We start from the raw sequence: 14,219 nt of genomic DNA on the forward strand, positions 1-14,219 counted from the left end.
GCCGCTTAATCAGCGGCCCTTTTGTTGCGAATGTGATGCTTACTTTCCCCAAGAATCCTTTAACCCCGTCACCCGGTTGAACACCACTTGCCCGCCCACGCCATGGTCCGTGCGGTCGGCCACGAAGTAGCCATGGCGTTCAAACTGGAATTTCTGGTCCGGCTGGGCGGCGGCCAGTGACGGTTCCACGTAGGCCGTCACCACCTTCAGGCTGTCGGGGTTGAGCGCGTCCAGGAAGTTCTTGCCACCCGCGTCGGGTTGCGGGTCGGTGAACAGGCGGTCGTACAGGCGCACTTCGGCTTGCACGCCGTCGGCGGCGCCCACCCAGGTGATGGCGGCTTTGGCCTTGACGCTGTCGGCGCCGGGGGTGCCGCTCTTGGTGCCGGCGATCACTTTGGCGTGCACTTCGGTCACCTTTCCGTCCGCGTCTTTGGCGCCGACGCCGGTGCATTCGATGACGTAGCCGCCTTTGAGGCGCACCACGTTGCCGGGGAACAGGCGCTTGTAGCCCTTGGGCGGCACTTCTTCAAAGTCTTCACGTTCGATCCACACGTCCTTGCCGATCTTGAACACGCGGTCGGGCGGCGGGGTCTGGCCTTCAGCGATGGCGCTGTGGGGCAGGGCGGGCTGGGTGCAGTCTTCGGTGTAGGCGTCAGAGCCGAACACTTCGGCCCAGTTGGTGAGCACCAGCTTGACGGGGTCGAGCACGGCCATGCCGCGGTGGGCTTTATTTTCCAGGTCTTCGCGCAGGCAGCCATCGAGCGTGCTGTAGTCGATCCAGGAATCGCTCTTGGTCACGCCGATGCGTTCGGCAAACAGCTGGATGGCTTCGGGCGTGTAGCCGCGGCGGCGCAGGCCGACGATGGTGGGCATGCGCGGGTCGTCCCAGCCGCTGACTGCTCGTTCGTTCACCAGTTGCGCCAGCTTGCGCTTGCTGGTGATCACGTAGGTGAGGTTCAGGCGCGCAAATTCGTACTGCCGCGGCGGCGGGGCCTTGAGCAGGCCGCCTTCGATCAGGCGCTCCATCAGCCAGTCGTAGAAGGGGCGCTGGTCTTCAAATTCCAGCGTGCAGATGCTGTGGGTGATCTGCTCCAGCGCGTCCTCGATGGGGTGCGCGAAGGTGTACATGGGGTAGATGCACCAGGCGTCGCCCGTGTTGTGGTGCGTGGCGCGGCGGATGCGGTAGATGGCCGGGTCGCGCATGTTGATGTTGGGCGAGGCCATGTCGATCTTGGCGCGCAGCACGGCGGCGCCGTCGGCGAGCTTGCCGTCGCGCATTTCGCGGAAGCGGGCCAGGTTTTCGTCGGGCGTGCGGGCGCGGAAGGGGCTGTCCACGCCGGGCTTGCCGAAGTCGCCGCGGTTGACGCGCATTTCTTCGGCGGTCTGTTCGTCCACATAGGCGTGGCCGGCGGTGATGAGGTGTTCGGCCGCGCGGTACATGAAGTCGAAGTAGTTCGACGCGTAGTACAGGTGGTCCTCGGTCTTGCCGTTGAAGCTGCTCTGCCAGTTGAAGCCCAGCCACTGCACCGCGTCGAGGATGGAGTCCACGTACTCCTTTTCTTCCTTCTCGGGGTTGGTGTCGTCAAAGCGCATGTGGCAGACGCCGCCGTAGTCGCGCGCCAGGCCGAAGTTCAGGCAGATGCTCTTGGCGTGGCCCACGTGCAGGTAGCCGTTGGGCTCGGGCGGGAAGCGGGTGCGGATCTTGGCCGGGTCGGGCTGGCCTGCGTCGTGGAAGGCGGCATCACCCGGGCCACCACCCCATTTGCGCTGGGCGTAGGTGCCGGTGGCGAGGTCTTTTTCGATGACCTGGCGCAGGAAGTTGGAGACCTTGTGCTCCTCGCCGTCGTCGGCGGCGGGAACGTTGTTTTTAGAGGGGCCGGAAGGGGCGTTTTTGGGGGTGTTCGAGCTCATCCGGCCATTCTAGGGCGGCGCCCCGCGCGGATTCCGGGGCGGTCCGGCCTGCAAGCCGACAGGGGGAGCGTTTGGGGGGTGTCAGCGGCAAAGGGTTTCCGATATCGTTGGCGCCACTTTCAAAACAGGCCGACGCGCCGCGCCGACCGAAGGAACCGACGATGAACAAGGACCAGGACAACCCGGACACGTTCGTGATGGACGAGCAGTCCGAGTGGCAATCCACGCAGGTGGACGACGTGTTCCTGCCTTCGGTCCAGGTGCTGATCCGCTGGAGCGACGTGGAAGCGGCGGTGGAGAGCGGCGCGGTGGTGCCTGCCGAGGCGCACGGCCTGTGGGCCGCCTGGGCGGCGCCGGGCAGCCCGCTGCGGCGCATCAGCGTGGCGGCGGACCCGTCCTACCCCCCGACCCAGGTGCAAGACACCGTGGCGGACGATCTGCCCGACGAGTTGCCGCCCGCGCACCAGGGTGGTGGCATCAGGCAGGTGGTGATGCTGCTGGTCGGCGCGGTGGCGGGGGCCGCGCTGATGTTCGTGCTGGGGAACTGAGCGCGCGCCCTCACTGGCCGAAGCGCGGCCCGTGGGTGAGGAACGCGCTTTCTTCGGGCGTGCTGCTGCGACCGAGCACGGCGTTGCGGTGCGGAAAGCGGCCGAAGCGCAGGACGATGTCGGCGTGCTCGCGCGCGGCCTTCAGGTTGCCCTGCAGCTTCTGTTGCAGCGCGGGCGGGCTCTGGCGCACCAGGGCCTCGAACTTCAGCACACACTCGTCCTGCAGCGCCGGGCTTTCGGCGTGCATCAGCGGCATGTAGAAAAAGACCCGGCCAATGGCCGGCAGATCGGCGTCCTGGTCGAGCGCCAGGATCTGCAGCACCAGCCGCTGCGCCCGACCGTCGCCGGCAAAGGCGCGCGCCTGGCCCCGGTGCACGTTGCGGGTGAACTGGTCCAGCAGGATGACCAGCGCCAGCCGGTCCAGCAGGTCGTTCTCCCACTCCACGAGCTGGCCGTCCAGCGCCTGCTCCACGCGGCTGCCGAAGCGTTCGCTGATCTGCCGGTCCAGCGCGGGGCCGCCACCGAACCAGAGCGCGCTGCGGTCGTCGCTGGGCCAGCCGGTCGACAGGCCGTCGCCGAACCAGAAATCGAGAATGTCTTTGGGTTGTGCAGACATGCGGGTAAACCAAGGGGGTGCTGTTACGAATGGCTACGAGATTGACCGAGCGTGAGGTGCAGGTTACCGGGATTCGGCCTGTAATTCGGGCACCGGGTCCGAATCCAGGCCCCGACACATGGAGAACCTCACGATGAACACCCTTTCACCCAGCCTGCGACGCACCTCGGCCTGGGCCCGTGGCCTGGCCGCCGTGAGCCTGGTGGCCGGCGCCTGGGCGCTGTCCACCGCCGCCAGCCAGGCGCATGCCCGCGATGTGTACTGGTCCGTGGGCGTGAACAGCCCGGGCGTCAGCATCGGCGCCTCGAACGCGCCGGTGGTGGTGCACCAGCCGCCCGCCTATTACTACGCGCCGCCGGTGGTGGTGCAGCCCGCCCCGGTGTATTACCACCGTCCGCCGGCCGTGGTGTACGGCCCGCCGGTGGTCTACGCACCCCCGCGCCCGGTGGTGATCGGTGGCCACTGGCGCGACCGCCCGGGCCGCTGGGACGACCGCGGTCATGGTCACGGACACTGGCACGACCGCGGTCGCGGTCACGGCCGCGGTCACCACAAGGACCGCGACTGACGGTGGCCGCCGCGGCCCTCAGCGGGCCGCGAAGCCGCGCGCGATGCGCGCCGCCAGCCGGGCGGCCACGCGCGCGGTGCGCCCCCCTTCGTCGAGCGGGGGGTTGAGTTCCGCCAGGTCGGCCGCCAGCACGCGGCCACTGGCCATCACCTGGTCCACCAGTGCTTCCACATGGGCCAGCGGCAGGCCCAGCGGGGCCGGGGCCGAGACGCCGGGCGCCCACGGTGCCGGCAGCACATCCAGACAGATCGTCAGATAGACCCCGTCGCAGCGCGCCAGGTCGTCGGCCAGTGCGGCCTGCGCCAGCGCCAGCTGCCCGGCGGACTGCAGTTCTTCGTCCAGCCGGTGGCGCACGCCCAGCGCCGCCGCGCGGTCGAACAGCGCCTGCGTGTTGGCAAAGCGGCTGATGCCCAGCACGTGGTAATCGAACGGCCGGCCCTGGGCCTGGCACCAGTCGGCGATCTGGCGGAACGGCGTGCCCGAGTTGCCCTGGGCGGCCATGCGCAGGTCGAAGTGGGCGTCGAGGTTGACGATCAGCACACGCTGTCGGTCGGGGTGCGCGCGCGCGATGCCCTGGAACGTGCCCCAGGCGATTTCATGGCCGCCACCCAGCACCAGCGGCCGGCAGCCCCGGGCCACCACGTCGGCGATGCGGCTGGCCAGAGCCTGCTGCGCGTCTTCCAGAGTGTGGCTGGCGCCGTCCACGTCGCCCGCGTCCCACAGCGCCGGCTCACCCAGCAGCGGCAGGCTGGCCAGCGCGCCGCGCAGCGCGCGCGGCCCCTCGGCGGCACCGGGCCGGCCGCCGTTGCGGCGCACGCCTTCGTCGACCGCGAAGCCGATCAGGGCCACGCCGCCCTGCGAGGCCGCGTCGAAGGGGCGCACCACGTGGTGCCAGCGGCGGCTGTCGCCGACTTCTTCGGTGTCGGTGCGGCCCTGCCAGATGAAAGGGGGAGTCGGGGTGTTCATGAGCGCTCCATGCCCGCCGCCACCACGCGGCGGCAGGGGTTGTGGCCGAACCAGTAGGTCAGCTCGTTCGGGTGGTCGAGGTCCCAGGCGGCGAAGTCGGCGCGCTGTCCGGCGGCGAGTTGTCCGCGGTCGTGCAGGCCGAGCGCGCGCGCCGCGTGCACGGTGATGCCGCGCACGGCCTCCAGCGGCGTGAGGCGGAAGAAGCTGCAGGCCATGTGGGCCGCCAGCAGCAGCGACAGGCCCGGCGAGGTACCGGGGTTGTGGTCGGTGGACACGGCCATGGGCACGCCGGCCTCGCGCAGCGCGGCGATCGGCGGGAGCTTGGTTTCGCGCAGCATGTAGAAGGCGCCGGGCAGCAACACGGCGACGGTGCCGGCCGCCTTCATCGCCGCGATGCCTTCGCTGCTCAGGTGTTCCAGGTGGTCGCACGAGAGCGCGCCGAACGAGGCCGCCAGCGCGGCGCCGCCCTGGTCGGAGAGCTGTTCGGCGTGCAGCTTGACCGGCAGGCCCAGGGCGCGCGCGGCCTCGAACACGCGCCGCGTCTGCGCCGGGGTGAAGCCGATGTTCTCGCAGAAGGCGTCGACCGCGTCGACCAGACCCTGTGCGTGCAGCGCCGGCAGCCATTCGCACACGGCGGTGATGTAGTCGTCCGCCCGGCCCTCGAACTCCGGCGGCAACGCGTGGGCGCCGAGGAAGGTGGTGCGCACGTCGACGCGGCGGTCGCTGCCGAGCTGGCGCGCCACGCGCAGGCAGCGCGCCTCGGCCTCCAGCGACAGGCCGTAGCCCGACTTGATCTCCAGCGTGGTCACGCCCTCGGCCATCAGCACCCGCAGGCGCCGGGCGGCGCTGGCGAACAGCTCGTCGTCGCTGGCGGCGCGCGTGGCCGCCACGGTGGAGCGGATGCCGCCACCCGCGCGGGCGATGGCCTCGTAGCTGGCACCGTTGAGCCGCATCTCGGCCTCGGCCGCGCGGTGGCCGCCGTAGACCAGGTGGGTGTGGCAGTCGACCAGGCCGGGCGTGACGAGCAGGCCGCCGAGGTCCACCTCGTGTGCGGGCCGGGCGTGGGCGGGCAGGCCCCGGTTCGGGCCGACCCAGGTGATCCGGTCGCCGACGGTGAGCAAGGCGCCGTCTTCGACCAGGCCCCAGCCGTCGGCGCCGTGGCTGGGGTCCAACGTGGCGAGGCGGGCGTTGTGCCAGAGGGTGGTGGTGGTCATGGGGTGATGCCTTCGGGAATGTGGTGCAGCCACCAGCCAACGGGCGCTTCGGGTGTTGCGGGGGCGTCGGGTTCGAAGCGCCAGTCGCCCGGCGGTGGTGTGTCGAACCAGAGCAAGCCGAGGGCGGGCAGGGTGAGTTCTTCCGTTCCGTTGCGCCAGCGGCCTGGCACCCGCGCGAACAGGCCGGCCTGGGCAGCGACGGGGGCTTGCCAGGCGGCGCCAGGCAACACGGCGGCCATGCCGCCAGTGCCGCCGCGGATCATGAGGTTGAAGTCGCGCACCGGGCCGCCCAGCAGGCGGCAGCCGGGCGCCGATGCGCCATCGAACACCAGCGGCGCGTCGCAGGGGCACTGTTCGATCGGCTCGCCGCCGAAGTCCAGCGCCACGCCATCGCCCTCCAGCACCACGAAGTGGCGGACCACGCCGGGGAAGGCCGAAAACGGGCCGTCGCTGGCGATGTCCGCCACGCTCAGGCGGCAGCGCCAGTCCTGCGGCGAGGGCCAGGCCAGCAGCTCGCGCGTGAGGCCACCGCCGTTGCGCCAGGGCACCGGGGAGATGTCGAGCGCGCAGAGCTGCCGCATGGCGCTCAGTGCGTCCAGAGGCCGGCCAGCGCGTCGGCGTTGCCGTCGGTGGCGTGGCCCTGCAGCACCAGGCTGCGCGCGGCCTCGATGTCGGGCGCGAACAGGCGGTCCTGGTCGTAGAACGGTACGCGCTCGCGCAGGGTGGCGTGCGTGGCCTGCAGGCGCGGCGAGGTGGCCAGCGGGCGGTGGAAGTCCACGCCCTGCGCGGCGGCCAGCCACTCGATGCCGAGGATGGTGGCGGTGTTGTCGGCCATCTCGGCCAGGCGGCGCCCGGCGTAGGTGGCCATGCTCACGTGGTCTTCCTGGTTGGCGCTGGTGGGCAGGCTGTCCACGCTGGCCGGGTGGGCATGCGACTTGTTTTCCGAGGCCAGCGCGGCGGCGGTGACGTGGGCGATCATGAAGCCGCTGTTCAGGCCCGGGTTGTCCACCAAGAAGGGCGGCAGGCCCGAGAGCGTGCTGTCGATCAGCAGCGCGATGCGGCGCTCGGAGATGGCGCCGATTTCGCTGATGGCCAGCGCCAGCGTGTCGGCGGCGAAGGCGACCGGCTCGGCGTGGAAGTTGCCGCCCGAGAGCACTTCATTCGTGTCGGTGAACACCAGTGGGTTGTCGGTCACGGCATTGGCTTCGGTCAGCAGGGTGCGCGCGGCGTTGGCGATGAGGTCGCGGCAGGCACCCATGACCTGCGGCTGGCAGCGCAGGCTGTAGGGGTCCTGCACGCGCTCGTCGTTGTCCATGTGCGAGCGGCGGATCTCGCTGCCCTGCAGCAGCGTGCGCGTGACGGCCGCCTGCGCGATCTGGCCGGGCTGTCCGCGCGCGGCGTGGATGCGCGGGTCGAAGGGCGCGTCGCTGCCCTTGGCGGCGTCGACGCAGAGCGCGCCGATGGCGGTGCCGGCTTCGAGCAGGCGCTCGGCCATGAACAGGCCGTGCAACGCCAGCGCGGTGGACACCTGGGTGCCGTTGATCAGCGCAAGGCCTTCTTTGGCGGCGAGCGTGAGGGGCGCGATGCCGGCGGCCTTGAGCGCTTCGGCGGCGGGGCGGATCTCGCCGTTCACGCGCACCGGGCCTTCGCCCATCAGCGCCAGTGTCATGTGCGACAGCGGTGCAAGGTCGCCCGAGGCGCCCACCGAGCCCTTGACCGGGATCACCGGCATCACGCCCGCGTTCAGCAGCGCGAGCAGGGTGTCGATGACCACCGGGCGCACACCCGAATAACCGCGCGCCAGGCTGGCGGCCTTCATCAGCATCACGAGGCGCACCGTGGCGTCGTTCATCGGCTCGCCGGTGCCGACCGAGTGCGACAGGATCAGGTTGCGCTGCAGCTGCTCCAGCTGCTCGTCGGGGATGCGGGTCTTGGCCAGCTTGCCAAAGCCCGTGTTGATGCCGTAGGCCGCGTCGCCCTTGGCCACGATGGCGTGGATCGCGGCGGCCGAGGCGTTGATGGCGGCGCGGGCCTCGCCGTTCAGCGCGACGGTGACCGGCTGCTGCCAGACGGCACGCAGGTCGGCCAGGCTCATCTGGCCGGGGTTCAGGGTCAGGGTGGTGCTCATGGGTGCAGTGTCTCTTTCGATCAGCCAATCATCGGCAGTTTGAGGCCTTGCTTCTTGGCCGTGGCAATCGCCAGCTCGTAGCCCGCATCCGCATGGCGCATCACGCCCGAGCCGCAGTCGTTGACCAGCACGCGCGCCAGGCGCTCGGCCGCGGCGTCGGTGCCGTCGGCCACGATCACCATGCCCGAGTGCTGCGAGTAGCCCATGCCCACGCCGCCGCCGTGGTGCAGCGACACCCAGCTGGCGCCGCCAGCGGTGTTGAGCAGGGCGTTGAGCAGCGGCCAGTCGCTCACCGCGTCGGTGCCGTCCTTCATGGCCTCGGTCTCGCGGTTGGGGCTGGCGACCGAGCCGGTGTCCAGGTGGTCGCGGCCGATGACGATAGGCGCCTTGAGTTCACCGTTCTTCACCATCTCGTTGAAGGCCAGGCCGGCGATGTGCCGCTCGCCCAGACCCAGCCAGCAGATGCGCGCCGGCAGGCCCTGGAAGGCGATGCGTTCGCGCGCCATGTCCAGCCAGCGGTGGGTGTGCTTGTTGTTCGGGAACAGTTCCTTGATCTTGGCGTCGGTCTTGTAGATGTCCTCCGGATCACCCGAGAGCGCGACCCAGCGGAACGGTCCCTTGCCTTCGCAGAACATGGGGCGGATGTAGGCCGGCACGAAGCCGGGGAAATCAAATGCGTTCTTCACGCCCTGGTCGAACGCGACCTGGCGGATGTTGTTGCCGTAGTCCACCGTGGGGATGCCCATGGCCTGGAAATCGAGCATGGCCTGCACGTGCACCGCGCAGCTTTTCGCGGCGGCGTCCTTGAGCGCGGCGTGCTGCGACGGGTCACGCTGCGCGGCCTTCCACTGCGCCACGGTCCAGCCCGCCGGCAGGTAGCCGTTGATGAGGTCGTGCGCCGAGGTCTGGTCGGTCACCAGGTCGGGCTTGATGCCGCCGGCCTTCGCGCGCTTCACCAGCTCGGGCAGCACCTCGGCCGCGTTGCCCAGCAGGGCGATGGAGACGGCTTCTTTCTTGGCGGTGTGTTCCTTGATGAGTTCCAGCGCGTGGTCGATGTCGCGCGCCTGCTTGTCGACATAGCGCGTGCGCAGGCGGAAGTCGATGCTGCTCTGCTGGCACTCGATGTTGAGCGAGCAGGCGCCGGCCAGCGTGGCGGCCAGGGGCTGTGCGCCGCCCATGCCGCCGAGACCGGCGGTGAGAATCCAGCGGCCCGACAGATCATTGTTGTAGTGCTGCTTGCCGGCTTCGACGAAGGTCTCGAAGGTGCCCTGCACGATGCCCTGGCTGCCGATGTAGATCCAGCTGCCGGCGGTCATCTGGCCGTACATGAACAGGCCCTTGCGGTCCAGCTCGTTGAAGTGCTCCCAGTTGGCCCACTTGGGCACCAGGTTGCTGTTGGCCAGCAGCACGCGCGGGGCATTCGCATGCGTCTTGAACACGCCGACCGGCTTGCCCGACTGCACCAGCAGGGTCTCGTCCTCGTTCAGGTCTTTCAGCGACGCGAGGATCTGGTCGAAGCAGGCCCAGTCGCGTGCGGCGCGGCCGATGCCGCCGTACACCACCAGATGCTGCGGGTTCTCGGCCACTTCGGGGTCGAGGTTGTTCTGGATCATGCGGAAAGCGGCCTCGGCGATCCAGTTCTTGCAGGTCAGCGTGTTGCCGCGCGGGGCGCGGATGACGCGGGTCGGGTCGAGGCGGGGATCGGTGTTGGTGGACATGGGGTGACTCCTGAAGAACAAGCTGTGGTGAGCGGCGGGATCAGGCGATCCAGCCTTGGGCGAGGGCGAAGTGGCCGACGGCGGCAGCCATCAGCAGGCTGAGCACGGTGCGCACGAACCAGACGGCGACCATCTGGCGCAGCGACAGTGGGATGCGCGTGGCCAGCACACAGGGGATGGAGCCCGAGAAGAACAGCACCGAGCTGACCGAGACCACGGCGGCGACGTAGCGCACCACCGGGTCGGCGCCCTTGAGCTGGATGGCGGGCAGGAACATTTCGGCCAGGCCCGAAGCCAGGGCTTTGGCGGTCAGCATGGGTTCGGCCAGTCCGGCGATCCACACGAAAGGCACCAGCAGCAGGCCCAGCAGGTCGAACACCGGCGTGTAGCGCGCCAGCAGCAGGCCGATCAGGCCCACGGCGAGGATGGTGGGCACCACGGCGCTGGCCATGGCGATGCCGTCGCGCAGGTTCTCGGTGAGCACGCGCCAGATCGACGGTGCGCTGCGGGCCTGGTGCATGCCGGCCTCCCAGGCGGCCTGCCAGCGGCCGCGGCCGGCGGGCAGGGCATCGCTCACGCCGCCCGTGTGGTCCATGCGCGAGATCGGCGGGATCCAGGCGGTGATGGCAGTGACGGCGAAGGCGATGACGAAGGTGGACCAGAAGTAGAAGTTCCACGCGTCCATCAGGCTCAGTGTCTTGGCCACGATGATCATGAAGGCGGCCGAGACGGTGGAGAAGCCGGTGGCGATGATGGCGGCCTCGCGCGCCGTGTACTTGCCTTCCAGGTAGACGCGGTTGGTGATCAGCAGGCCCACCGAGTAGCTGCCGACGAAGGAGGCCACGGCGTCGATGGCCGAGTGGCCGGGCGTGCGCCAGATGGGGCGCATGACGGGCTGCATCAGCACACCCACCAGCTCCAGCAGGCCGAAGCCGACCAGGAAGGCCAGCGCGACCGCGCCCAGCGGCACGATCAGGCCCACGGTGAGTGCGAGCTTGTCGAACAGGAAGGGCAGCATGTCCTTCTGGAACAGCACGGCCGGGCCGGTGCCCGTGAGGTACATCAGCGCCAGCACCAGGCCCAGCACCTTGAGCGCACTGAACACGGTGGCGGTGGTGCTGGCGCGCCAGCGGCCAGAGACGAAGGGCGAGGCCGCGCCCCAGGCCATGAGCGCGAGCACGAAGGCAATCGCCAGCGGGCGCTGCTGCGTGGCCAGCCAGGTGGCGGCGTGGTCGAACAGGATGGTGGACTTGCCGGCGATTTCCACCGGCAGGAAGAACATCACCAGCCCGAGGCTGCTGTAGGCCAGCATGCGCAGGGCGGCGGTGGGGTTGGGGGCGTTGGCGGCAGCGACGCTGGTGTTCATGTGGTGTCTCCTGGTCTGACAGACAGCTTTTAAATCTGTCTGGTTTAAATGTATATACAACTTTATGGGCCAGAATCCGGCCTGTCAATGCCATTGATCGCCTGGCGAACCCGGGAAAACCCTATGTCCGACAAGCTGCCCGCCTACCAAACCATCAAGCGCCACGTGCTCGCGCGCATCCACGACGGCACCTGGAAAGAGGGCGACGCGATCCCGGGCGAGGAAGCGCTGGCGCGCGAGTTCGGCGTCTCGCGCATGACGGTGAACCGCGCGATCCGCGAGCTGAGCGAGGAGCAGATCGTCGAGCGGGTGCAGGGCTCGGGCACCTATGTGGCGCAGCAGAAGTACCAGGCGACGCTGGTGGAGATCCGCAACATCGCCGAGGAGATCGCGGCGCGTGGCCACCGGCACCGCAGCGAGTTGCACAAGCTGGAGCGGGTGAAGGCGGGCGAGGCGCTGGGGCGCGCGTTCGGCGTGTCACCGGGCCACACGCTGTTCCATTCGGTGGTGGTGCACTTCGAGAACGACCAGCCGATCCAGGTAGAGGACCGGCATGTGAACCCGGAGGTGGCGCCGGACTACCTGACGCAGGATTTCACCTCGCAGACGCCGAACGCCTACCTGATGCGGGTGGCGCCGCTGCAGGGCGTGTCGTTCGAGATCGAGGCGCTGCATCCACCGCAGGCTGTGGCCGAGATGCTGGCGATGCAGGCGGGGGAGCCTTGTCTGGTGCTGCGGCGGCAGACGCGGTCGATGGGCAAGGTGGCTTCTGTCGCTGCTATGTGGCATCCGGCTTCCCGGTACCAGTTCACGGGGAGTTTTTGACTTCTTTTTTGCCTGCTGTGTTGGGTGGGCTGGGACGTGGGGTGCCCGTTCTCCGGCTCACCTCGCGGGCGTCGGTGCCTGTTTGCCGGTGCCACTTCGTCAACACCGGACCTGTGCGCGGCTGTGGGGGCAACCGCGAATGGAGCCTGCGCCCGGGCTCCCCACGCCCCAGCCCCGCAGACGGGTTGGCGCGCCAAGAATCAAACGCCATGTCTCTCTTCGAGTGTCCGGGTCGCACTGCATGGGGGTGGTGAGGTCGGCGGGCGCAGGCTCCATTCGCGGTTGCCACAGAGTTGGCGCGCCAGTGACCTGGTTGGCGAAGGCATGCAGGCGGGCAGGGCGCGTCGCCCGCGAGCGTGAGCCGGAGAACGCCGGCCTCACCACCCGCATGACGCGAGGTGGATGAGCGAAACCGCCCGAACGCCAGCCAGCCAGCTCACATCGCCCGAAACCGCCCCGCATAGAGCCGACTCACCGGCACCCGCTCCATCAACCCCGCCACTTCCAGACTCAGCTTGCCGGCCTCGTCCCGGTGCACCGTTCGGACCGCGGTGGCACGCACCACCGTGCCCCGGTGCACCTGCCAGAACACGCTGCCGTCCAGCTGTGGCAACAGGTCCTTCAGCGGCGTGCGGATCAGCAGCTCGGCCTCGCCCGTCAGCACCCGCACGTACTTGTCGGCGGCCTCGAACACCAGCACCTCGTCCACCGGGACCAGCCGGATCGTGCTGCCGACGCCGGCCTGGATCACCTTCAGTGCGGGCGCGGCAGGCGCTGCAAGCAGGGCGCGCAGGCGCTCGAAGGTCGCGTCGTCCGCGCCCGCCATCGGCGCGGGTGACGCCTGCCCGTCCATCCGTTGCTGCAGCCGCTGCTGCACCCGCTGCACCGTGCGCGCCAGCCGCACCGGCACCACCGGCTTGAGCACATAGTCCACCGCCTGCGCCTCGAAGGCCTGCACCGCGTACTGGTCGTAGGCCGTCACGAACACCAGCGAGGGAAAGGGGTGATCGTCCGGCCACTCTTCGGCCAGCTCGGCGGCCGCCTCCAGGCCGGTCATGCCGGGCATGCGGATGTCCAGGAACAGCACCTGCGGCCGCAGTGCCAGCGCCTGGCGCACCGCGCTCGCACCGTCCCCCACCTGCGCCGCTATGCGCAGTTCGGGCCAGGCACGCGCCAGCTCGGCCCGCAGCGCGGCGGCCAGCAGCGGTTCGTCTTCGGCGATCAGGGCGGTGATGGATGTCATGGGGTGATCTGAAGGGGCAGCGTGAGCCGCACCGTGGTGCCCTGGGCGGGCTGGCTGATGACCTGCACGGCGCCGGCGCCACCGGGCAGGCTGGCCATGCGCTCGCGCACCTGGGCCAGGCCGAAGCCGCCATCGGTGTCGGTGCGCTGCGCGTCGGGCGCCATGCCCACGCCGGTGTCGGTGATGTCGATCCGCAGCGTCTGGCCTTCGCAGCGCGCGACCACGTCGATGCGGCCGCCCTCGACGCGCGGCTCCAGCCCATGGCGGATGGCGTTTTCCACCAGCGGCTGCAGCAGCAGCGGCGGCACCGGGTGCGCCTGCAGCTCGGCCGGCAGGTCGAAGCCGAAGGCCAGCCGCGGCCCCATGCGCACCGCCATGAGTTCGAGGTAGTCGCCCAGCCGGGCGCATTCGTCGGCCAGTGTGTGGGAGCCTGCGGCGGCGTCGGCGCGCGAACCGCGCAGCGTGGCGCGCAGGTAGTCGTTGAGCCGGTCCAGCATCTGGACCGCACGCGGCGGGTCGGTCTGGATCAGCACCCGCAGGTTGGCCAGGGTGTTGAACAGCATGTGCGGTTCGAGCTGCGTTTCCAGCAGCCTCAGTCGCGCTTCGGTGGCCTGGCGGCGCAAATCCTCGGCCTTGGCGCGCTGGTAGAAGCCCATCACGAAGAAGCCCGAGATCACCATGCCCGAGAACCAGATGCCGAACAGCCGTTTGGGCGACTGGCTGACCAGGTCCCAGGTCGAGCGGCCGGCATAGGCGTCGCCGATGGCGGTGCCCAGGGTGTAGCCCAGTGTCGCCGCCACCAGCATGTAGGTGAACACACGCAGATTGGACGCCCAGTAGTGCGGCGGCGGTGTACGCAGCCAGCCATGCAGCGCGATGCGCAGCGGGTCGCTGAAGAACCAGATCGAGGTGCTGATCGCGTAGCTGTAGACCAGCGAGATGTCCAGCGGGTGGCTGCGTGCCCCGATGCCCCAGAGGATGAGGCCGATGGCGAGTGAAAAGCCCCATATCACCAGCAAACGCCGCAGCGCCCGCTCGCGTGCATCGGCAGGCAGCCAGCCGAACAGGCGGTGGGCGACGGCGGATTTCATGGCTGATTCGGTGGCTGGCGGAGCG

Annotated in this window: 13 protein-coding genes; 3 read left to right on the forward strand and 10 right to left on the reverse strand. The window is 69.5% G+C overall.

Features of this window, described 5'->3' with window-relative positions:
- Positions 1 to 39: 39 nt before the first annotated feature.
- The gene (locus HPS01S_RS15130; protein ID WP_066157870.1) at positions 40 to 1,911 is read right to left on the reverse strand and encodes a glutamine--tRNA ligase/YqeY domain fusion protein; all 1,872 of its coding nucleotides are present in this window, start codon (positions 1,909 to 1,911) and stop codon (positions 40 to 42) included.
- Between the two features lie 161 nt (positions 1,912 to 2,072).
- On the opposite strand from HPS01S_RS15130, the gene HPS01S_RS15135 reads away from it, so the two are divergent.
- The gene (locus HPS01S_RS15135; protein ID WP_066157875.1) at positions 2,073 to 2,459 is read left to right on the forward strand and encodes a hypothetical protein; all 387 of its coding nucleotides are present in this window, start codon (positions 2,073 to 2,075) and stop codon (positions 2,457 to 2,459) included.
- A gap of 10 nt (positions 2,460 to 2,469) precedes the next feature.
- Here the strand turns inward: HPS01S_RS15135 and HPS01S_RS15140 are convergent, their stop codons facing one another.
- The gene (locus tag HPS01S_RS15140) at positions 2,470 to 3,075 is read right to left on the reverse strand and encodes a DUF924 family protein (protein WP_066157877.1); all 606 of its coding nucleotides are present in this window, start codon (positions 3,073 to 3,075) and stop codon (positions 2,470 to 2,472) included.
- A 133-nt stretch (positions 3,076 to 3,208) separates the two neighbouring features.
- On the opposite strand from HPS01S_RS15140, the gene HPS01S_RS15145 reads away from it, so the two are divergent.
- The gene (locus HPS01S_RS15145) at positions 3,209 to 3,643 is read left to right on the forward strand and encodes a hypothetical protein (RefSeq protein ID WP_079365433.1); all 435 of its coding nucleotides are present in this window, start codon (positions 3,209 to 3,211) and stop codon (positions 3,641 to 3,643) included.
- Positions 3,644 to 3,661: 18 nt separating this feature from the next.
- On the opposite strand, the gene hutG is transcribed toward HPS01S_RS15145, so the two are convergent.
- From hutG to HPS01S_RS15175, 6 genes are read right to left on the reverse strand one after another with little or no spacing between them, the layout of a single operon-like run.
- A complete protein-coding gene (gene hutG, locus HPS01S_RS15150; RefSeq protein ID WP_066157880.1) occupies positions 3,662 to 4,609 on the reverse strand; it encodes a formimidoylglutamase in 948 nt (315 codons plus the stop codon).
- Entirely contained in the window at positions 4,606 to 5,823 is a 1,218-nt protein-coding gene (gene hutI / locus HPS01S_RS15155; protein ID WP_066157882.1) for an imidazolonepropionase, read from the reverse strand. Before hutI ends, hutG begins: the two co-directional genes overlap by 4 nt.
- Positions 5,820 to 6,404 (reverse strand): HutD/Ves family protein, encoded by a 585-nt coding sequence (locus HPS01S_RS15160; protein WP_066157886.1) that lies wholly within the window; start codon positions 6,402 to 6,404, stop codon positions 5,820 to 5,822. The genes hutI and HPS01S_RS15160 overlap by 4 nt, the downstream gene beginning before the upstream one ends.
- 5 nt (positions 6,405 to 6,409) lie before the next feature.
- Positions 6,410 to 7,951 (reverse strand): histidine ammonia-lyase, encoded by a 1,542-nt coding sequence (gene hutH / locus HPS01S_RS15165; RefSeq protein WP_066157889.1) that lies wholly within the window; start codon positions 7,949 to 7,951, stop codon positions 6,410 to 6,412.
- 20 nt (positions 7,952 to 7,971) lie between these two features.
- Positions 7,972 to 9,669 carry a urocanate hydratase gene (gene hutU, locus HPS01S_RS15170; protein WP_066157892.1) on the reverse strand — a complete coding sequence of 566 codons (1,698 nt, stop codon included), beginning with the start codon at positions 9,667 to 9,669 and terminating at the stop codon, positions 7,972 to 7,974.
- A gap of 40 nt (positions 9,670 to 9,709) precedes the next feature.
- On the reverse strand, positions 9,710 to 11,035 hold the full coding sequence (locus HPS01S_RS15175; RefSeq protein ID WP_066157894.1) for a YjiH family protein: 1,326 nt from the start codon (positions 11,033 to 11,035) through the stop codon (positions 9,710 to 9,712).
- A 123-nt stretch (positions 11,036 to 11,158) separates the two neighbouring features.
- Here HPS01S_RS15175 and hutC point away from each other — a divergent pair, with 123 nt between their 5' ends.
- Positions 11,159 to 11,860, forward strand: a complete 702-nt coding sequence (gene hutC, locus HPS01S_RS15180; protein ID WP_066157897.1) for a histidine utilization transcriptional repressor HutC — start codon at positions 11,159 to 11,161, stop codon at positions 11,858 to 11,860.
- A gap of 436 nt (positions 11,861 to 12,296) precedes the next feature.
- On the opposite strand, the gene HPS01S_RS15185 is transcribed toward hutC, so the two are convergent.
- The gene (locus HPS01S_RS15185; protein WP_066157900.1) at positions 12,297 to 13,103 is read right to left on the reverse strand and encodes a LytR/AlgR family response regulator transcription factor; all 807 of its coding nucleotides are present in this window, start codon (positions 13,101 to 13,103) and stop codon (positions 12,297 to 12,299) included.
- Entirely contained in the window at positions 13,100 to 14,194 is a 1,095-nt protein-coding gene (locus HPS01S_RS15190; RefSeq protein ID WP_066157905.1) for a sensor histidine kinase, read from the reverse strand. The genes HPS01S_RS15185 and HPS01S_RS15190 overlap by 4 nt, the downstream gene beginning before the upstream one ends.
- Between the last annotated feature and the right edge of the window lie 25 nt (positions 14,195 to 14,219).

The organism is Hydrogenophaga pseudoflava NBRC 102511, from assembly GCF_001592285.1.
GTDB lineage: Bacteria > Pseudomonadota > Gammaproteobacteria > Burkholderiales > Burkholderiaceae_C > Hydrogenophaga > Hydrogenophaga pseudoflava.